At 43.1% G+C, this 20,614-nt stretch carries 18 protein-coding genes; 8 read left to right on the top strand and 10 right to left on the bottom strand.

The window, feature by feature from the left end; genetic code table 11:
- The first annotated feature begins 132 nt into the window (after positions 1-132).
- The 3 genes from glgB to L4C38_RS18170 all read left to right on the top strand — a co-directional run bounded on the left by glgB (position 133) and on the right by L4C38_RS18170 (position 3,372).
- The gene (gene glgB, locus L4C38_RS18180) at positions 133-2,310 is read left to right on the top strand and encodes a 1,4-alpha-glucan branching protein GlgB (protein WP_428798964.1); all 2,178 of its coding nucleotides are present in this window, start codon (positions 133-135) and stop codon (positions 2,308-2,310) included.
- 118 nt (positions 2,311-2,428) lie between these two features.
- Positions 2,429-2,815 (top strand): MAPEG family protein, encoded by a 387-nt coding sequence (locus L4C38_RS18175; protein WP_428798963.1) that lies wholly within the window; start codon positions 2,429-2,431, stop codon positions 2,813-2,815.
- A gap of 2 nt (positions 2,816-2,817) precedes the next feature.
- Complete coding sequence (locus L4C38_RS18170; protein ID WP_428798962.1) at positions 2,818-3,372, top strand: DNA mismatch repair protein; 555 nt, start codon at positions 2,818-2,820, stop codon at positions 3,370-3,372.
- 106 nt (positions 3,373-3,478) lie between these two features.
- On the opposite strand, the gene L4C38_RS18165 is transcribed toward L4C38_RS18170, so the two are convergent.
- Both L4C38_RS18165 and L4C38_RS18160 read right to left on the bottom strand, forming a co-directional pair.
- Positions 3,479-4,768 (bottom strand): ATP-grasp domain-containing protein, encoded by a 1,290-nt coding sequence (locus L4C38_RS18165; RefSeq protein WP_428798961.1) that lies wholly within the window; start codon positions 4,766-4,768, stop codon positions 3,479-3,481.
- Positions 4,769-4,954: 186 nt separating this feature from the next.
- Complete coding sequence (locus L4C38_RS18160) at positions 4,955-5,977, bottom strand: acyltransferase (protein ID WP_428798960.1); 1,023 nt, start codon at positions 5,975-5,977, stop codon at positions 4,955-4,957.
- A gap of 211 nt (positions 5,978-6,188) precedes the next feature.
- Here L4C38_RS18160 and L4C38_RS18155 point away from each other — a divergent pair, with 211 nt between their 5' ends.
- The 3 genes from L4C38_RS18155 (at position 6,189) to L4C38_RS18145 (ending at position 9,245) form a co-directional block, all read left to right on the top strand.
- Positions 6,189-6,782, top strand: a complete 594-nt coding sequence (locus L4C38_RS18155; RefSeq protein ID WP_428798984.1) for a TetR/AcrR family transcriptional regulator — start codon at positions 6,189-6,191, stop codon at positions 6,780-6,782.
- A 100-nt stretch (positions 6,783-6,882) separates the two neighbouring features.
- Positions 6,883-7,743: an alpha/beta hydrolase gene (locus tag L4C38_RS18150; RefSeq protein WP_428798959.1), complete on the top strand. Its 861-nt coding sequence runs from the start codon at positions 6,883-6,885 to the stop codon at positions 7,741-7,743.
- A gap of 113 nt (positions 7,744-7,856) precedes the next feature.
- A complete protein-coding gene (locus L4C38_RS18145; RefSeq protein ID WP_428798958.1) occupies positions 7,857-9,245 on the top strand; it encodes an SLC13 family permease in 1,389 nt (462 codons plus the stop codon).
- A gap of 123 nt (positions 9,246-9,368) precedes the next feature.
- On the opposite strand, the gene L4C38_RS18140 is transcribed toward L4C38_RS18145, so the two are convergent.
- Entirely contained in the window at positions 9,369-9,800 is a 432-nt protein-coding gene (locus L4C38_RS18140) for an N-acetyltransferase (protein WP_428798957.1), read from the bottom strand.
- A gap of 314 nt (positions 9,801-10,114) precedes the next feature.
- On the opposite strand from L4C38_RS18140, the gene L4C38_RS18135 reads away from it, so the two are divergent.
- A complete protein-coding gene (locus L4C38_RS18135; protein WP_428798956.1) occupies positions 10,115-10,387 on the top strand; it encodes a nitrogenase-stabilizing/protective protein NifW in 273 nt (90 codons plus the stop codon).
- Between the two features lie 118 nt (positions 10,388-10,505).
- On the opposite strand, the gene L4C38_RS18130 is transcribed toward L4C38_RS18135, so the two are convergent.
- The 4 genes from L4C38_RS18130 to L4C38_RS18115 all read right to left on the bottom strand — a co-directional run bounded on the left by L4C38_RS18130 (position 10,506) and on the right by L4C38_RS18115 (position 14,598).
- The gene (locus L4C38_RS18130; RefSeq protein ID WP_428798955.1) at positions 10,506-10,853 is read right to left on the bottom strand and encodes a RidA family protein; all 348 of its coding nucleotides are present in this window, start codon (positions 10,851-10,853) and stop codon (positions 10,506-10,508) included.
- Positions 10,854-11,092: 239 nt separating this feature from the next.
- Positions 11,093-12,019 (bottom strand): agmatinase, encoded by a 927-nt coding sequence (speB, locus tag L4C38_RS18125; protein ID WP_428798954.1) that lies wholly within the window; start codon positions 12,017-12,019, stop codon positions 11,093-11,095.
- Positions 12,020-13,930, bottom strand: coding sequence for an arginine decarboxylase (speA, locus tag L4C38_RS18120; protein ID WP_428798953.1), 1,911 nt, complete (start codon positions 13,928-13,930; stop codon positions 12,020-12,022).
- A gap of 311 nt (positions 13,931-14,241) precedes the next feature.
- On the bottom strand, positions 14,242-14,598 hold the full coding sequence (locus tag L4C38_RS18115; protein ID WP_428798952.1) for a MaoP family protein: 357 nt from the start codon (positions 14,596-14,598) through the stop codon (positions 14,242-14,244).
- Positions 14,599-14,846: 248 nt separating this feature from the next.
- Between L4C38_RS18115 and L4C38_RS18110 the strand changes: the two genes are divergently transcribed.
- The gene (locus L4C38_RS18110) at positions 14,847-15,728 is read left to right on the top strand and encodes a LysR family transcriptional regulator (protein ID WP_428798951.1); all 882 of its coding nucleotides are present in this window, start codon (positions 14,847-14,849) and stop codon (positions 15,726-15,728) included.
- A gap of 347 nt (positions 15,729-16,075) precedes the next feature.
- Here the strand turns inward: L4C38_RS18110 and L4C38_RS18105 are convergent, their stop codons facing one another.
- The 3 genes from L4C38_RS18105 to L4C38_RS18095 all read right to left on the bottom strand — a co-directional run bounded on the left by L4C38_RS18105 (position 16,076) and on the right by L4C38_RS18095 (position 20,605).
- Complete coding sequence (locus L4C38_RS18105) at positions 16,076-16,654, bottom strand: FMN-dependent NADH-azoreductase (RefSeq protein WP_428798950.1); 579 nt, start codon at positions 16,652-16,654, stop codon at positions 16,076-16,078.
- Positions 16,655-16,788: 134 nt separating this feature from the next.
- Positions 16,789-19,803: an efflux RND transporter permease subunit gene (locus L4C38_RS18100; RefSeq protein WP_428798949.1), complete on the bottom strand. Its 3,015-nt coding sequence runs from the start codon at positions 19,801-19,803 to the stop codon at positions 16,789-16,791.
- 28 nt (positions 19,804-19,831) lie between these two features.
- Entirely contained in the window at positions 19,832-20,605 is a 774-nt protein-coding gene (locus tag L4C38_RS18095; RefSeq protein ID WP_428798948.1) for an efflux RND transporter periplasmic adaptor subunit, read from the bottom strand.
- Between the last annotated feature and the right edge of the window lie 9 nt (positions 20,606-20,614).

Here is a 20,614-nt window from a genome sequence, read left to right as displayed (position 1 = left end):
CACGAACAGATTCAGTTTAGATAATATAACTAAACGCCCGCTAGACGGATTGTCCACCGGCGTTTTTTTGCTTGTTAGTGTAGAGCTAGCATTTGACTAGCAAAATGAAAGTTAGGTTAGGGAGAGAATAACTTGAACATTACTGTGGAAAAAAGAGCGCAGGCTTATAACCAGCTTTCAGCCGCTTCGTTTGCGGATCCATTTTCATTCATTGGTCCTTACCTCAGCCCTCAACAGAGTTCTTTGAGAGTTTGGATGCCGGGTGCTGATAACGTCGATTTGCTACTAGACAATGAGACACGCCTGTCGCTTACTCGTGAAATTGATGGTGGCTTTGTATTGGCTAAGAAACTTGATTTACGCTCTAGCCATTATCAACTGGCAGTTGATTGGTCAGGTATAGAGCAAATTATCGATGATCCTTACCAGTACCATAATATCTATGCTGAATATGATGATCTGCATACGCCGAAGAATATGTATCGTCACATGGGGGCGCAGTTCGTTACCCTAGAACGAGATGGAAAATCGATTTCGGGGATTCGATTTTTAGTCTACGCACCCCATGCCAGTGCTTGTAGCTTAATTGCCGATTTTAATCATTGGGATGGTCGTCGTAACCCAATGCAGCGTTTAGATTATGGCATTTGGGGGCTCTTCATTCCAAACCTAGAGGAAGGAACCCGCTACAAATTTGAGCTGAAAGATCCCAACGGTGAACCTCTCCCTCATAAAGCCGATCCTTGGGGAAGTTTTGCCGAACAGCATCCTTCATTCTCCTCAGTGACTTATAATCACGAGCGCTACCAATGGCAAGATAGTCAATGGCAGCAACGAGCGGTCAGTGATAAAAGAAAGCAGGCGTTAACGTTTTATGAACTGCACGCCGGATCGTGGCGTCGTGATGAATATGGACAGTTCTTAAACTACCGAGAATTGGCGAAGCAACTGGTGCCTTATTTAGTCGATATGGGCTATAGCCATGTTGAGTTAATGCCGGTTTCAGAACACCCGTTTTATGGCTCATGGGGCTACCAACCAATAGGTTTATTTGCTCCAACGAGTCGTTTTGGTACGCCAGATGACTTTAAATATTTTGTTGATGCCTGCCACCAAGCTAACATTGGTGTCGTGCTCGATTGGGTACCGGCTCACTTCCCATCTGATGATCATGGGTTAGCTAATTTTGATGGTACACCGCTGTTTCATGACCCTGACCCACGTCGTGGTTGGCACCAAGATTGGAACTCCTATATTTATGATATGAGCCGCGAGCATGTGCGTCGCTTCTTAGTTTCCAATGCGCTGTATTGGTTTGATCTTTTCCATATTGATGGCATCCGTGTCGATGCTGTTGCGTCAATGCTGTATCTCGACTACTCACGCAGCCACGATCAATGGATCCCAAATATCGATGGTGGCAACGAAAACTATGACGCTATTGCCACGCTGAAATGGATGAATGAGGAAGTGTACAAGTACTTCCCTAACGCGATGACCATTGCCGAAGAGTCAACGGCGTTTCCCGGTGTTTCTGCTCCCACTTATATGGGCGGATTAGGCTTTGGATTCAAGTGGAATATGGGTTGGATGCATGACAGCCTTTCATATATTCAAGAAGATCCTATCCATCGTAAGTATCACCATGACACCATCACCTTCCCACTTATCTATGCGCACAGCGAGAACTATGTGCTATCGCTCTCTCATGATGAAGTGGTCTATGGCAAAGGCTCTATACACAATAAGATGCCGGGTGATGAGTGGCAACAAACCGCAAACCTAAGAGCATATTTTGGTTACATGTATGGTCAGCCCGGTAAGAAACTCAATTTTATGGGCGCAGAGTTGGGTCAAACCGCAGAATGGAACCATGATGATCAATTGCAGTGGTTCTTACTACAGTTTGAAAGGCATCAAGGTATTCAAAATCTCACTAGAGATTTAAATATGCTTTATCAGCAAGAAAGTGCTCTACATGAATTAGATTGTGAGCCAAGCGGGTTTGAATGGCGCTTACAAGATGATGCTAATACCAGTATTTTAGCGCATGAGCGTATTAGCGAAGCTGGTGAGCGCATATTGGTGATTAGCAACTTTACTCCTGTTCCGCATAGCCACTTCCATCTTGGTGTTCCCCATGGCGGGCGTTATCAGCTGTTACTTAATACCGATTCGAGCAAATACAGTGGAAGTGATTTTAGTGTGCTTGAGCATATCGATACCACGGCAAAAGAAAGCCAAGGTTTAGCGCAATCTTTGCTAATAAGTTTGCCACCACTTTCGACTCTGTTTTATAAGTTGAGTTGAGTAACCAGCTTATAATTTTTTAAAACCGTCATTCAATCAATGCCCTACCTAACATAGTGGGGCATTTTTTTATTGTTTGGCGTATTTTCTCCTACACTGATGAAAAGGAGAAAAAACCATGATTACAGCACTTTATGCCGCTTTATTAGCTCTTTTGATGATCTGGTTAGCTGTGCAAGTGATTAAGTTGCGGCATAAAAATAAAGTGTCTCATGCTGATGGCGAGATTGAAGATCTTCAGGTAGCTCGTGGTGCGCAAGGCAATGCTGCTGAGTACATTCCAATCACTCTGATCTTAATGACGTTGATCGAATACAACGGTGCGAATGCTTTACTGATTCACGGGCTAGGTGTGCTATTTGTTTTGGGGCGAGTGATCCATGCAAGAGCAATATTGAGCAAAAACTTTAGTGGGCGTGTAAAGGGTATGAAATTGACATTCGCCGTTATGTTTACGCTGGTGATACTGAATTTTGTCTATTTACCATTTGATAAGTTGTGGTAGCCATGAAATACCGTTGGCCGCCCGCTTGGATGCTCGTGTTAACAGGCTTAGTGCTCAATGTTATGGCTATTTTGATGTCGAGTATCGTATTGGAAAAACAGGGCTCTAAAATATCTGTTTTAGAAGAACAGAAACAAGATAATCTCTATTCAATTCAATTAACTTGGAATCGAGTGGAAAGTTTAGAGCGGAAAAAAGAGCTGACCTTGCTCTATCTCCATCAACGTAGCCTCACTCAGACGTCGTTAACTCAAACAGAGCGACTGAAAGTCATTGATAACATTTTGACCGAGCAATTAAGTGATTGGTTGGTATCGTCGATGCCTGAGTTAGCAGTAGATAATATCCCTCATATTTTTGATTTAATTGAAAAGGAGCAATTAGCCCAGCGAAAGAAAATCGACGATTTCTATTTAGGCAACCTCTCCATCAATGAACAATTGATTAGGCTTAACGAGAGCATGGCTTGGTATCGAAATATCAGCTTGTTCTTACAAGTGTTTGGTTTGGCGTTGATATTGGCGAGAGATTTAGAAGGTATACCAGTAGCTAAATGACTCGATGACTATGCAGGAAATAGCTGAATTAATTTAAATGGGTGTAGGCAGTACAGCACCTGCATATTGAGGTGCTGTAGTTGATGGGGAGAGAGTCAGTTTGATTCTATTTCCAAGAGCTAGGGTATTCAGGCAATTCTTGAGATTTTTTATACGCTTTAGCGCGAATCTCTCGCTCTTTAGCTATAACTTCTTCTTTAGTACCAGAGATCCAGAATTGGATGAGCATAACACCTGCGGATGTTATATCACTCTCGACAAGAACATCGTTGGCTTGGCGAGTATGACGAACGTAGTCAATTTCACCTTGATGATAGAGCTTTTCGATTAGATCGTAGTCTAGAATGTCTCCTGCACGACCAATTTCTTTTGCTGTCATAAGTACGATTAATGTGTATTTTTCAGCTTGATCCTTGCTCCATTTATTCCATGGAGTTTCATCAGTAATTGGTAAGCCAGCAGCAAGTTTTAGGTTATCTCCGAATAGGTTGTTCCCAAACGAAAGCTCGTAATTGTAGTGATAGCTATGAGCTGCGCGAGGATTTATTTCAACAAAGGCTATTTCACCATCAGGCATGATCCAGAATTCAATATTAAAGAACTGATTAACATAGCCAAGATCAACCAGACGACCCATATAGTCATCAACCCAGCTACCGACTTGTTTTGCTACTTCAGGTCCAACCGAAACAGTCGGTGTGATATAGCCTAATGCTTGGTGATTCTGGAAATAAACTTCTTCTGTTAATGCGTAATGAACAATATTACCTTCACCGTCAATATAGCCTTCATAGCAGTACTCAATCGCTTTGGTCATATCGACATAATGTTCAGCAATGAAGGGAGGGATGATTTCAGGTAACTCTGTTTTATCGATGCCATTCATAAAGTGACAGTAATTATCAGCAATACCCTGTTGTAATGCTGTATCTGCACGGTATTCATCAAGAATCGTAAACAGCTTCTCTTTACTATCAATCTTAAAAACCCCACGACCTAAAGATAGAGAGGTATTCTTTAACATGAATGGCCACTCCTGAATCTTGTCAGCGATTTGGTCATTGGTTTCAGTAAGAGGGTCAACCCAATCAAAGTAGTTTGGATTAGATTCTAAAGTTCGCATGAGGTATTTGTTCATGCAATACAGAAATGCAAGACGAGAAGGTGCTTTTTGTCCTAGCCCTTCATTGATTAAAATATGACTGAATGCATCTTTCTGCGCAAACCCACCAACACTTTGAATCCCTTCAGCTTTACACTGTGCAATGCTCTCTGAAATATCACTTTCCCAGTTTTTTGGGTCAAGAACAGTAATATCTGCAAACGACTTCATCTCTTCTAACGCATCCTTCATATAAGGTTGTGGAGATAAAAATCCAAATTTAGGTTTATGCATAGTTATATAGCCTCAATATTTTTGATGATTATATTATCAGTAACATACTATGTCGAAAGAGAAAGAATGAATTGAGAAGCTAGACAAGAATGGATATTCAGAAAAGTAGCGAAAATCGATGGAAGAGCAATAGCTTAATGTAAAATTGCCGCGGCGAATTAACGCCGCGGTTTTAGAGAATACTTGTTATCTAAACAGAAATCGGTTCAACGGTGTTTTCTCAATACCTTTGACGAGCAGTAGTGTTAACACTATGGTGCCTGAGAACACCGCCGCGTCTTGTGCTGGCCCAGTAAGTTGCCAATAACCAACCACGTTCATCATGATGATGATCACTGGTAAGTGTGCAACGTAGATAGGCAATACAGATTTAGACAGGTTCAAAATCCATTGGGAATGACCAAGAGTTGGCTTTGCCAGTAAGAATAAGAATAAGCCGGTTCCCCACAACATAGTGCCAAACACAAAGTCGTTGGAATTGAATGCCTGCTCGTAATCGACCAGATAAAACGCTTCGCCAAAATGAATCGCCATTCCGACCAACGCTAAAATTGCCCCTTGAGATGCTGTCGTTTGAATGTTCTTTTGGCGAATCAAAAAGCCAATCGCAAACATCAAGGTACTAAAGAAAGGACCATTACGAGTGAAAAATGGTGTCCATAGTTCGGTTATATTTTGGTAACTGCCGGCTAATACACCATACACGTACAGTACAATCGCTACAGGCAACAGCCAACGAACTTTATCTATCTTAATTAGTACAGCTGTGATGAGCGCTGCAATCATCAACGCTGGAATAAACCATAAGTGGACCAAGCCACCTTCAAGCAAGGAGTTTAATGGTGCTTGTGCTAAGAAGCCCCAATAGCCGCTGCGTTCCGTTAAGTAGCCCTCGGTAACCACAGTTTGGAGGTTAAACGGCATTAGTAGACATATCACGCTCCAAACGATGAATACACGGGTTAGAGGAGCGCAGTAACTCTTGAGCGTTGCCATTGGCGTGGCGGTTAATTTAGGTTGGATGAGATAGCCAGAGATCAAGAAAAACAACGGTACCGCAAAGCGGGTGGTCTGATTAAAAATTAGACCGAACCACGGCGTCTCTTGATAAAGGAAGTAAGTATAGAACATCGAACTGTGCATAGCGACGATGACGAAAATAGCCACAAGGCGTCCCAGTTCGATACTGGTGATTTTTTTTGATTCCATAACAATCACTTTTATAAATTAATTTGAGCACAAACTAACAATAAATGGTTCAATTTCAATGGTGATGCGTCAATCCAAACGCGTATATTTCATTAAATATATTTATTTCGAGACGCAAATCAATATATTTACGGATTTGAATATTTTGGATAAATTTGTAAAAAAGAACGTTCGTGCTAAAGTTAGAATAATCAGAGTAGATGGTGATGCGATGAGTAAAGGGCGTTTAACCCGTGAAGCTATTTTGGCAACGGCATTTGAGTTAGCGAGTAAGAATGGGTTAGAGAGCTTGACGATAGGCGAACTGGCTAAACAATGCGGTATGTCCAAAAGTGGTCTATTTGCTCATTTTAACTCGAAAGAGAACTTACAATTGGCTGTACTTGGGCACGCGAATCGAGTGTTTACTGAAAGCGTGATTGAGCCAGCGCGTTGTTTGGGTGATGACGATATTATTCTGAAGTTTAAAACGCTGTTGGATCATTGGTTAACTTGGAATCATTCATTCCAAGGGAGTTGTATGTTCCTTGACGCTTGGAAAGAAACAGGCAGTAAAGACACTCCAATTCAGCAAGAGTTGAAAGTGACAATTTCAAAGTGGATAGATTATTTAACTATTCAATTACATAAAGGTAGAGACAATCAGCAGTTCAGATCAGACCTTGATTGCGAGCAAGCGGCTTTTGAATTGTATGGGCTTTATTTAAGCGGACATTTGTTCAATTCGTTACGCGGTGAACTCGCCAGCCAAGCTCATTTCTGGCAAGGGGTTGATCGTTTGTTGATGGATTGGACAAGAGAATAACGACTGGTGAGTTTAGTGTAGCTTGCCTTTTTTATAGATGAAAAAAGCACGGTCGTTCGTTTTTGCGTGCGAAGGCTTTAGTAGCCAAAGGATAGGTACCATGAGTGAAAAAATTTATTTTAATACTTCAAGCAAGTTTAGCTTGAAGCGCAGTTTAGTAAGTGTTTCAACCCAATTACACCATAAATTGGCTCCAAAGCATGCGGAAAATACAGCCCGTAAGTTACTGCTTACGCCTGTGAGAACCAAAGCTAAAAATGAACAGCCCGACGGCTTAGTAAAAGGCAGCATTGTTTCTAAAGAAGGAAACTTGACGACATACTCGCTGGGAGCAGGTCCGATATGGGTGTTAACACACGGTTGGTCAGGAACAGCGAGCCAATATTTCCCGTTAATGGAGCATATTGCTAGCCGTGGGTTTACAGCGCTGGCGTATGATCACCCAGCGCACGGTGAAAGTGGCGGGGTATACGGGCATATTCCGGGATTTGTCGCAGGCTTAGAAGCGATTCTTGATAGCGTTGAAGAGATTGCAGGCTTGATTGGGCATAGCATGGGTACAGCCTCTGCCATAGAGTGCCGTCATATTAAGTTGGCCGACAAGCCAATGCTATTGATAGCACCGGTTCTTGATTACCTCGATAACTTGTTTAGCAGTGTGGCACGTTCTGGCTACTCAATGCGTTTGTTCAACGTTGTGATACAAGAGTTGGAGGAGCACTACCGGTACCCGATTCAATCGGTTGATCCATATGCCAAGTTAAAACTTCGTCAATCACAGACCATTATTGTTCATGATGAGGCGGATAAATTCACTAAGTTTTCGGTTTCGCAGAAAGCAGCGCAAGAGATGGAAAATGTGACGCTAGTTGCAACACATGGGCAAGGTCATGGGCGTGTAATGAAGTGCACGGAGGTTATGCAGAGCTTCGATAAGTTAATAGTCAAATCAATATCTTAACATTTATAACCATTAATTTGATGTGGTTAACAAATTCGTAAAGTAAAATATTTCCTTAGAGGGTTATGTGGGATCATTTGCTGTGCCTAAAGGCTCTCATAAGGAAAATAATAATGAATAGAAACGATAGTGTCCCTTTGCCCAACAATACCCGAGAGTGGTTAATTAACCGCAACAGCCTAATCATCCTTGCGGATGTCGCGTTGTTTATCACTCTTTACTTCACCCTACCGTTTGAGCCACAAGTCGTTTTGGGGCTCAGTATGTTGGTTTTCATAGCGATTCTTTGGCTAACGGAAGCTCTGCACGTCACGGTTACGGCTATCCTTGTGCCTATAATGGCGGTGTTATTTGGTGTCTTTAATACGCAAACAGCACTGAATAATTTCTCTAATTCAATCATCTTCTTATTCCTTGGCGGCTTTGCCCTAGCGGCAGCGATGCACCGACAAGGACTTGATAAAGTCATTGCAGATAAAGTACTGATCATCGCCAAAGGAAAAATGAGTGTTGCAGTGTTTATGCTATTTGGTGTGACGGCATTGTTATCGATGTGGATTAGTAACACAGCAACCACGGCTATGATGCTACCTCTTGTGCTTGGCGTTTTGAGTAAAGTGAACGAAGAGAGTGGTCACAAAACCTATGTGTTTGTGCTACTTGGTATCGCCTATAGTGCTAGCCTTGGTGGAATTGCAACCATCGTTGGTAGCCCACCAAATGCGATAGCGGCGGCAGAAGTCGGCTTAACCTTTACCGAGTGGATGAGCTTTGGTTTGCCAGCCGCTGCGATCTTGTTACCTCTGGCGATCGCCGTATTGTATATGGTGTTGAAGCCCGATCTACGTGGCGAGTTCGATCTAAACCATGAGCCGGTAGAGTGGGACAAAGGTAAAGTGGTTACCCTCGCCATCTTTGCCGCGACGGTATTCTTGTGGATTTTCAGTAAACCGATCAATGCGATGATTGGGGGTTATGCCAAATTCGATACTATTGTTGCCCTTGGTGCGATTGTCGCAGTTAACTTTGCACGCGTTGTTCATTGGAAAGATATCGAAAAAACCGCCGACTGGGGGGTATTAATACTATTTGGTGGTGGTATTTGCTTGAGTAATGTACTGAAAGTAACAGGAACGAGCGTGTTCCTAGCCAATAGCCTGAGCGGCTCGATCGCCCATTTAGGCATTTTCTTCATTATTGCCGTTATTGCTGTATTCGTGGTCTTCCTTACTGAATTTGCAAGTAATACGGCCAGCGCTGCGCTGTTAATCCCCGTATTTGCAACGGTTGCGGAAGCATTTGGTATGTCACCGGTAATCTTATCGGTGTTGATTGCCGTCGCAGCTTCTTGTGCGTTTATGTTACCTGTTGCAACTCCGCCAAATGCCATTGTGTTTGGTTCTGGTCATATTAAGCAAAGTGAAATGATGAGAGTTGGTTTGATCCTTAATGTTGTGTGTATTACAGCACTTACAATGATCGCCATGTCTTTTTGGGCATAATGTTTTACGATTAATCGCTTAGTGATTAGTGCATGAGTAATGTGGCACTATGAAACAATAAACGCCCAGTGCTATTAATGAGCACTGGGCGTTTTATTGTTTATCTCTTAGAGCGTCAAAAGATTAGGATGCTGAATGCCAAATCATGACAATTTCTTCGTGAGCCGTATGTTCACAAGGCTTGCGCTCAACTTCTTTAAACCCCTGCTTTTGATAAAACTGATGTGCTCTGCTGTTTTCAGCGTAAACCGTCAATTGTAGTTCGTTATGTTGCTGTTTTAGGCTATTAAGTAGTTGATGACCTAATCCTTGAGATTGAGCATTCGGTATAATAAATAGTGCCGGAACAAAGCCTTGGTAATGAGAGATGAAGCCTAAAATATTGCCGTCGACTTCATATACCCAAGTATCACTATTTGGCAAATAGATCTCTTGCATTGGCTGTTTTTGGCTAAGCCAAAATGCCTCTGAGATAAAATCATGAGCAAGGATGGAAGCGGAGTACCAGATGGCGACCACTTGATCTAGGTCTTCTGCGTGTAATTTACGAATCATTGTGCTTTTACCTCGATAATTCGATAAGTAAGGCAGGGTATGCTGAAATCCAAGTGCTCACACGCCTGCCAAAAAATGACATTGGTGAAAGCACCTATTGCTCAAGTTAGTTCGCGGGGTTTGCGAGCTTGCGTGAAAGCCGTTCAACGCGCTAACTTGGCGACTCCTTGGACTCTCAAGTAGTGCGAATATACAAGCAATACCACGGTAGTGCAACTTGTACCATTATGGCTAGGAATGAATAATAGCGAAGGTGGGGATAGCAGTAGGATTGTGGTATCTTGACCGGCTAAGCGACTCAGAAGATCCCGATAATGAGTAACGAGATTCAGAACACGATTGCCAGTTTTACTTCAATAGAGCAAGCTTTGGATTACTTTGAGATAGGTTATGACAGCCAGTTTATCAATGAGTACCGAACGCAGTTGGTGAAGCGTTTTAACGGCTATCTAATTTTAGAAAAGCCTCAAGATTGGTTTGCTGCTCGTCGTGCGTTAAAAAATGCTTACTGCAAAATTCAACGCTCACGTTTGAATAAGAGTACCAGGCAAGCGTGTCGCGGTTGTACTACTTGTCAAAGACGGTAAGGGTAAGGTTCTGGATTCATCAATGATGAAGGGGCAGAACAAGCCTTCCCCTTCATATTGGCAATGCAACATCAACCTGAGCTATAGACATTGCGCCACTCTAATCAGTTAGTAGAGATTACTTCTCAGCAGCAACCACTGAAATTTCTACTAGCAAGTCTTCACGAGCCATGCTTGCTTCAACACAAGCGCGCGCTGGTGCGTGACCTTCAGGAACCCATGCATCCCATACGGCATTCATTTCAACGAAATCTTTCATGTCTTTGATGTAGATGGTTGCAGACAACATGTGCTCACGTGAGCTACCCGCTTGCTCTAGCAGAGCGTCAACCTTGTCTAACATGGTTTGAGTTTGCTCAGTAATGCCTTTGTTTGCATCAGCAGCAACTTGACCACATAAGTAGATAGTACCGTTGTGTTTTACGATACGACTCATACGTTGTTTGGTTTCTTGACGTTCAATCATTATTAACTCTACTTCTTAATGGAGGTTGTTCAGGCGTAGGGTAATGAAATCTAAAATCTAATTCGAGTAGGTTATTGTGAAGAGGTGATCCCAACGTTGATATTGGTATTCGGTGATTGAATCAGATTGACATGCTCGCGACAAAATGCACAAACAAGTGAAATGGATTTTGGCAAAGATAAAAAAGCCAGCCATTGAGACAGGCTCAATAGCAGGCTTAGATTCACGCTGAGTTATATTTACTCAGCTGACTTTTTTGACGCCCAAACGTAGAGCAGCTCAAGTGCGACTGTTGCGCCTGCAAGCGCTGTCATATCCGCGTGATCATAGGCTGGAGCGACTTCGACAACATCCATGCCCACGACATTCATGCCAGCAAAACCGCGTAGGATTTTAAGCACTTTGTCGGAGTTCAGACCGCCACATACTGGTGTACCAGTTCCGGGAGCGAAAGCTGGGTCCAAGCAATCGATATCAAAAGTCACGTAAACTGGTTTATCACCGACAATACTACGTACTTTTTCAACGATATCGTCAGCCAACATGTCGTTTGCTTCCATCGCATTGATGACATTAAAGCCATGATTTTGCTGCTCATACTCAGTACGAATACCGATCTGCACAGAGTGCTTTGGCGAAATTAGACCTTCTTTTGGCGCATGATAGAACATGGTGCCATGGTCGTACGCGCTGCCATTTGCATAAGTGTCAGTGTGGGCGTCGAAGTGGATCAACGCCATTTCACCATGATGTTTAGCGTATGCGCGCAGAATCGGCAGAGTGATGAAGTGATCACCACCAAGTGCCATTAGCGTCTTACCATTTTTAAGGATTTCACCCGCCGCTTTTTCTAAACGGTAAGTAAAATCTTCGGCATCACCACAGTCAAAGACTAGATCGCCAGCATCGATAACTTTAGCTCGGTCAAATACGTTGAAATCCCAAGGGAATTTTTTTTCTTCCCATGCAAGGTTCACAGACGCACGACGAATTGCATCAGGTCCCATACGAGCACCCGGACGACCAGATGTGGCCATGTCCAGAGGCACACCTAGCACCACGACATCGGCATCGCTGCCGATTGGGTTACGTAGGTAAGGGCGACGCATAAAACTCATTGAGTTCGAGTAAAGTGAATAATCAGTTTTGTTAAACAAATCATTCATTTAAAAATCCTCTAAGTAGGTGTAGCCACAGAGACCTTGTTCCAGTTCTTGTAGTACCTGTTGTTGTTCTTTTAGGTCGACTCGTTTATTAACGAGCTCGCGATAATGCTCTCGAATGTTGTCTACGTCAATGTGTACGTAACGCAACATGTCTTCAACCGAGTCGCCTTCATCAATACGTTCAACAATGGCTTCACCTTCGTCACTTACCGTCACGACTGCGCTGTGCGTGTCGCCAAACAGGTTGTGCATGTCACCAAGAATCTCTTGATAAGCACCCACTAAGAAGAAGCCCATCAGGTAAGGTTTATCTGTACTCCAAGCTGGTACTGGCAAGGTTGATTCAATACCTTGACCTTCAACATACTGCTCAATTACGCCATCAGAGTCACAAGTGATGTCGAGCATGACAGCGCGGCGATCTTCAAGCTCGTCTAAGCCAGAAAGTGGTAACACTGGGAATACTTGGTCAATGCCCCATGCGTCAGGTAACGATTGGAACAGCGAGAAGTTAACGAAGAACTTATCTGCCAAACGCTCGTTGAGCTCATCCAAAATAGGACGATGGAATCGATTTTTGTTGCTCATCGCTCGGCTAAGGTCGAAATAGATACGCAGTGACATCTGCTCTGCCCATGCGCGTTGTTGCAAGTTCAATACGCCTGTAGAGAATTGTGAATGAACTTCAGCAAGGTCTGCCTGTGTATCGTTGTAGATTTCGATTAGTGCACGTGCATTGCTGCCATCAAGTAAGTTCTGCCAATTACGCCACATGTTTTGTAGTAGCGTAGGCGCATCACTTCCCAGATCGTCTATTTTCTCGGGCTGATAAGTCTCGGTACCAATAACGTTGGTGATCAACACAGCATGATGAGCGGTCAGCGAGCGACCTGACTCAGAGATAATGACTGGCATCGGTTGACCGTAAGCTTGGCATACATCACCCACAGTGCTGACGATGTTGCGTGCATATTCAATCAAACCGTAGTTCATTGAATTGGAAGACTGACTGCGCGTGCCGTCGTAATCCACCGCAAGCCCACCACCGATATCAAAGAAATCAATTTTTGCACCCATTTCACGGAGTTCACAGTAGAAGCGTGCAGATTCATTCACCCCATTGCGAATATCACGAATGTTGGCCATTTGTGAGCCAAGGTGGAAATGCACCAATTGCATCGCATCAAGCTGTTCTTCTTTTTTCAGGCGCTCGATAACAGTCAGTACTTGTGAGGCAGATAAACCAAATTTTGATTTCTCACCGCCGCTGGCTTGCCATTTACCTGCACCTTGCGAGGCGAGGCGAATACGAAGGCCTAAACGAGGTTTAACGCCAAGGCTCTTCGCTTCATTTAAAACTAGATCTAGCTCAGAGAGCTTTTCTAATACGATAAAAACTTTGTGACCCAGTTTTTCACCGATCAGTGCTAGACGAATGTATTCACGATCTTTGTAGCCGTTGCATACAATCACAGAACTGGCTTTTTGTGCTAGCCCTAGTACCGCAAGTAGCTCAGGCTTACTGCCCGCTTCAAGACCTAGCTGTTTAGTTTCAAGGCTTGCTTGGCTGGCTAGAATTTCGTCTACCACTTCTTTCTGTTGGTTTACTTTAATTGGGTAGACCAACAGATATTTATTTGGGTATTGATACTCTTCAATAGCTTGATTGAACGCCTGACAAATACTGTGCACTCGTTGGTGCAGTATTTGTGGAAAACGAACAAGTACAGGCAGGTTTAGCTGCTTCTGTTCAAGTTGAGCAACGATATTACTTAAAGGGATTTGATGCGCTTTGTCGCTGGTAGGAGATACGTACACTTCACCTTGGTCATCGATACCGTAGAAACCTTGGCTCCAGTAGTGAACGTTGTAATCCGCGCGCACACGGTCTAGTTTGGATGTTTTTTCCACATCTATTCTCACGAAAATAGAGAGAAGAAATGAATCAGATTGAGCTGATATCACACCTGACACGGCATTGCAGTATGAGCGTGTCCGCGCGCATTAACGGACAAAAAGGAGTGCGAGTAAAACAAATGTTATTTGTCGTATCGATTAAAAACAATGGCGTAAAAAGCCCCCCAAATAAGCGCAAAAATTGTTCATTCAAATCAAGGCTTTTAACGATGAGGGGTAATTTTTATTTGATGATTAGCAACCATATATGTTGATGCGAATATCAATAGCAATAACGCCCCTAGTAAATAGAGGCGTTTTAATGATCAGTCTTCTTCAACTAAGTTGGAATCGTCAACGTAGTCATCGCTTGTATCAAGCTTGTTGCGACCATTTAAAGTATGAAAGCGCTTACGTCCACGAGCTAGCTGGATGTATTTTAGCCAAATGCGTTCCAACTTGGATTTAGCTTTACCTGGGTTCTCAATGACTTTGACGAAGTGTTTCTCTTCAGGATTCTGAGGAGCTAACTCGCCGTTCTCTAGAGCAAGCATGGTATCGCCGTAAATAGTTAGGATCTCTTCTTCTGCAAGAGTAAAGTCACCAGATTTGGCAAAACCACGTGGGAATTTAGTGTTGTCGTAAAAGCGCTTTTTGCCATGACGAAATTCAGTGTCAGACATTTCGATTGACCTCAAATGGATTGTTTTGGACGAAGACCAATACTATTGATAGGCTAAATGTTAGTCCGCATTAATCAGCATTGGTATATGCCGAAAATTAGGCGTAAAGTTGCAAAAAGAAAAACAAAATATTTCTATCGTTGCTATCAAATTTTATCGTTAAATCCATATAACACTTTGCGTATTCTTGCTTTATTTTTTTTGGATTTCCCTGTTAATCTTACAGCGCAATTTTCTGAGGTATAACAATGGACGTAAAAGTCTTTAGAACGTTTTTAGAGTTGGCAAAAGTGCGCCACTTTGGTCGCGCTGCTGAAAATCTATATATAACCCAAGCTGCGGTAAGTGCACGAATCAAACAATTAGAAAGTCATTTTGATACTCAGCTGTTTATCCGTGATCGTAATAACATAAAACTCACCTCGGCCGGCGAGAGATTAGTAAGCTATGCCGAAGTGATGGTGACGACTTTGCAACAAGCAAAGCTAGAGCTATCGCTTGAAAGTGGCAAGAAGCTGCAACTGACGATGGGCGGTACACCGAATGTGTGGGATGCCTATCTGCAAAATTGCTTAAGTGCTACGACAGAAGCCTTTGATGGTTATGGCTTTATTGCTGAAGTTATGGGAAGAGAAGCGTTAATTCGAGGCTTGCAAGAGCGCACGTTGGATATGTCGTTTGCTTTCGATCAGATTAAAGCTGATGAGCTGAACTGTAAGAAAGTCGCCGATGTCGTATTGCTGTTGGTTTCTACCGAGCAGCACTCGGTGGAAGATGTTTTTGCTGATAAATATGTGTATGTGGATTGGGGAACGAAATTTGTTTCTGAACATGCAGAGCGTCATGCAAAAATTCCAGCGCCTTATTTGAGGACGTCAACAGCGCGTATCGCATTAGACTTTATCCTTGAAAAAGGAGGCAGCGCCTATTTACCGGCTTCATTAGTCGAACCGTTTTTAGCATCTGGGCAACTACATAAAGTGGATGACGTAGAAGATTGGTGCCGTCCAATTTACTTGAGCTACCGTAAAGCGAGTAGCGCGGTAGATGCGATTAAACAAGTTGAAGAACTGGTTAAAAGTATCGACCCCGTAACGGCTTACAGTATTAAGCAAGCTGCGGAAATATAAAATATACCCAAGTAATCTCAAGACTCTGAATCCTGAAGTCACTTGGATATATCCCCGTCATACTTGAAGTTGCAGCGGTGTTGGCTGTGTTCGTGCGCCCCAATCACATAGTTCACCTATGCTCAGGGGACTTTCTTACTTGCCGCCTACCTGCACCTTCAAGTTTCTTGGGTATAGACGGAAGAGAAGAGACCATCTCAATTAATTGAGGTGGTTTTTTTATGCCTTCTTATTCTAATGCGTGAGCTTTGAGCCAGAGCTGATGGATAAAAAAAACGGAATGGGCATGTGCCACATTCCGTAAAGACTAAGGACTGAAATTTGAAAGCAGGGATTAGTCTAAAAAATTAAATCAGGTCAACCAGTTCTTTAAGTGCTTGTTCACGGCTGGTTTGTGCGGGTTCATCACCCATGTTAAGCGCTTCAGCGTAAACAAAATTCACATCTGTAATGCCAATAAAACCAAGCATAGTGCTCACATAGCTTTCAATCGTGTTGCGAATGCTATCTTTATGCATACCGCCTCGAGTAGTCACAACGGTCACTTTTTTATTCTCAATCAAACCGACCGGACCGTTCTCTGTGTAGGTAAAAGTCACGCCAGCACGGGCAATTATATCGAACCAGTTTTTTAGTTGAGTCGGTACCATAAAGTTGTACATTGGTGCTGCAATGATAATTTGGTCAGCGGCTTTTAGTTCGTTGATCAGTTGGTTAGATAGGTCAAGAATCGCTTTAAGTTCCGGCGCTAGGTCATCTCCATTGCTACGTAGCGCAGTCGCCATATTCATATCCAAAACAGGGATAGGATTGATGGCCAAATCACGTTCAATCAGGTTTGACTTCCCTGTTAGAGCTGAATCAATCAGTTGGTTAGATTGAGAATATTCGCCAAGAATGCTTGATTTAAGAACTAAGGTTGTCATGTGGATGCTCCAAATTTTTGATTGTGTCTTTAATCTATGTAACGAAGTTTAAGTGACGATTTAGCGTTAAAAAATCCGTTAGGTTAGATGAAGGTATTCAAAAAATTTGAACAAGATTGATACCTTCGCCGAATCTAAGGTTTGTTTCTCGCAAAAAACAATGCGTACAGAGCAGGAATAACAAACAACACTACAGGCAACGAAAACAGTAATCCATAGCCAAGAGTAAGCGACATTGGTCCCATGTAAACGTCGGTTCCGCCTAGCCCATAAGCAAGGGGCAATAGCCCTACGACCGTTGTGATTGAGGTTAGCAATATGGGTCTAAATCGACTAACGGCAGCATCAACCACAGCTTGCAAAGGCAGTACGCCTTTTGCTCTTAATTCGTTGATTTGATTGATGAGTACTAGAGAGTTATTCACTACCACTCCCGTCATGCCTAGTACGCCAATTAAGGCGAACATCGATAAAGCCTGCAAATGAACCACCAAAGCCATAAGCGCAGCTATGACGGCAAATGGAATTACTGTCATAACTAATAAAGGCTGCGTTAATGAGTTGAACATAATCGCCAGTACGAAATAGACCGCGACTATGGCAGCGGGAAAGGCCACCATGAAGCCGCTCATGGTTTCATTGGTGTTTTCCGCTTCACCGCCGACATCTATGGTGATATTGCGGCTATATTGTCCATTGAGCTGTGCGATTAATTGGTTTGACAGTTCTACAGGGCTGACGCTGTCATCGCTGATTTGTGCGGTAACCGTTACTTCGCGTTCGCCGTTGTAGTGTTTAATTAAGCGCGCGGCTTCGATTTGTTCTACCTTGGCTAATCGGCTCAATGGTACTTGTTTACCATCGGGCGTGTAGATTTTTGTCGTGGTTAGCGTCTCAAGTGCTCGATGCGTTTCGTCGAGAATTAGACGAATGTCAATTTCTTGATCACCCAGCCATGTTGATGTAACCGTGTCACCTTCAAATGCGATGCGTAACGTTGAGGCTAAATCTGACACGGTTAAACCATATCTTGCTAACCATTGGTATTGAGGAACTATGTTTAATTGAGGGTCTTTGAGTGCTTCGTTGTTGGTTATATCAGTGATACCTGGCTGTTGTTTTAGCCAATCACTCACCAACTCTACTGCTTGGTTTCGTTCCAAATACGTACCACCAAGCACTCGAATTTCGACGGGTTCTCCCGGTGGTGGACCGCCCGCATCAACAGAGAATTTAACAAACATAGCGGTTTTGTTTTCTGCCAGTTCTTGATTGAGATCGGCAATAATTTCGTCAGCTGTTCGTTGGCGCTGATCATAATTGGTTAGTGTTAACTTACCTTGGCTTATTGGTGAGGCATACGCCATCTCATAACTTACACGCTCTTCGCTCGGTAGTGCCAGTATTGCCTGCTCTATAGCGGAGTGCTCGTGGCGAATTTGGCTAAGTGGGGTTCCGGGTGTGACTTCAGTGTAGATTTCAATGTACTTAGCCGACTCACTAGGGAAGATGTCGATCTTAAGCGATAGAATTAAGCTTACACAGAGTGCTGCAACAATAAACGCCAAGGAAATAACACTTTTTTTATAATTTAAACAGTTAGTTAATGATTTTTGGTAATGTTGAGCCAACTGGTCAAAACGGTCTTTTTCCTTAAGTTTATTTTGTTTGCTCTGCAAAGATTGTGACAGATGTGCTGGTAGGGTGAACGTACATTCTGCCAGTGAAAACAGCAGCGCGGCAATCACAGTCAGCGGAATGACAAAGATGACTTTACCCAAGGTTCCAGGGATAAAGAGCATAGGAATAAACACTAAAGCGGTTGTGGTCAAACTTGCCAGTATAGGTTTAATGACTTTAAGCGTTCCGGAGATCGCGGCATCAATCCCGTTTTTACCACGCTCTTTTTGTTGATAGATACTTTCGGCAACAATCACGGAGTCGTCAACAATAATACCGATCACCAGCAGTAGCGCAGCTAAGGTAATACTATCGAGATTAGAACCAAATATTGGCAGTACAATCATCACGCCCAGCACACAAAATGGCACAGACAACGAAACCCAAAAAGCGACTTGTCTTTTTAGTATTAGGCTAAGTACTAATAGCACCAGCAGTAAACCAATGGCACCATTGGTCGAGACAATAGAAAACTTCTCGCTCATATCGCTAGCGAGATTCATCCCGAGTTCGAAACTATATTGATCAGCTAAGCGTGCTTGTTCATCAGCAATTAGGCTTTTTACATTATCGACAGTCGTGATGATGTCGGCATTACCGCTGTTGGTCAGCGAAAACAGTATGGCTTGTCTACCATTAAGTACGCCTATTTCAGTTGCTCTTGCAAAGCGGTCTTCAACGGTCGCGATATCGGAAACGCGTACTATGGTTCCGTTAGGCAGCGCTTTTATCACAATGTTGCCAATTTCTTGCGCTGATTGTACCTGTGCCATGGTGACAATTTTTTGTTCACTAGCCCAAGATTCAACTAAACCACCGGATTGAGACAAATTACGTTGGTTGATGGCGGTGCTGATTTCTTGAAATGTGATTTGATAGCGGCTTGCTTTACTTGGATCAATTTCTACCCAGAACTCTCGTTCATTGTATCCAGATAAAGTAACGCTGGTTACACCCGAGATTCGAGCGAGTTTTTTCTCAAGCTGATACGCGTAAGCTTGTAATGAATCTAGGTCGCTTTGTTTGTCCGCTAAGCTGACACCAAACGTCAGCACTTCAAATGAAGACGTCTTCTCCTGCGTGACTGTTGGTGGATTGGTAATATCTTTAGGTAATCCACTTACACGGTCAACAGCTTGTTGAATATCTCTCACTACTTGAGCATTGTCTTCGCCTGGCAATATCTCTAACTCAAGAAAGGACATGCCATCAGAAGATTGAGAGGTAAAAAAGTTTATTCCTTGAACTGTACGAAGTTCCTTTTCTATAGGGTTGGTGATATTCAGTTCAATATCTTGGGCGGTAGCCCCAGGGTAGAAGGTTTCAATATGGACGGTTTCAAATGCCACATTTGGATATTCTTGTAGTTTTAAGCTGTAAAGTGAGCCTGATCCCATCATAAGCACCATTATGGTGATTATTCGCGCCAAAAATGGTCGATGAGCAAAGTAAGAAATTAGCGAAGACATAACGATTCCTATCGAGAATAAACCGGTGTTATTGTTCTGGTGTTATTTGTGTGGATGCGTGTATCGACATCCCTGGTTTAAACTGGGTTTGAATATTGTCGAACTCTAGCTCAACTGGGTAAGCCATACTTTGTGGCTCAATTTCTACTCCAATACGTTTTATCGTCGATATGATCTTGGTTTTTGGCGCTGTTTCTGCCCAAAATTCAATTTCTTGCCCAACGGTAAGCCCGGTTAGGTCTTGCTCGCTGGCTGACAGCCTAACCATCAAAGTGTTGGTGTTAACCAATTGGTAAAGTAATTCACCTTGGCTGACCCAAGCTCCGATATCCGCTGAGCGGGCGATGACGTAGCCATTGATATCGGCTGCAATCGCAGTATCATCGAGATCTTTCTTGGCTTTTTTGAGTTCAATATTGGCCAGCTTTAATCGTGCTTTGGCGTTGAGATATTCTGCCTGTGCGATATCAAGCTCATTAGCTGACAAGCTGTTCTTGCTCATCAATGTTTGGTAGCGTTGGAAAACAGACTTCTTGAGTTTCAGATCAGCTTGCGCAAGTTCGACGTTTGCATGCTGTTTTGCTACTTCAAGTTCAAAATCAGCAGGTTGAATTTGTGCGATAATTTGCTTTTCACTGACAGCTTCACCAGCCTCTAACCCCGCGGAAATCAGCACGCCATCCACTTCCGCCACGACACTGATCGGTGATTTACTAACCGTCTGACCGATAAGGTCAACCGCAGACGCTGGTGCCGTTGCCAATATGGCGAGAAGACAAGATGCGATAATGGATACTTTCATTGAGGAAGT

The sequence above is a fragment of the Vibrio kasasachensis genome, assembly GCF_050337565.1.
Taxonomy (GTDB): Bacteria; Pseudomonadota; Gammaproteobacteria; order Enterobacterales; family Vibrionaceae; genus Vibrio; species Vibrio kasasachensis.
This window is presented reverse-complemented; position numbering and strand designations above follow the sequence as displayed.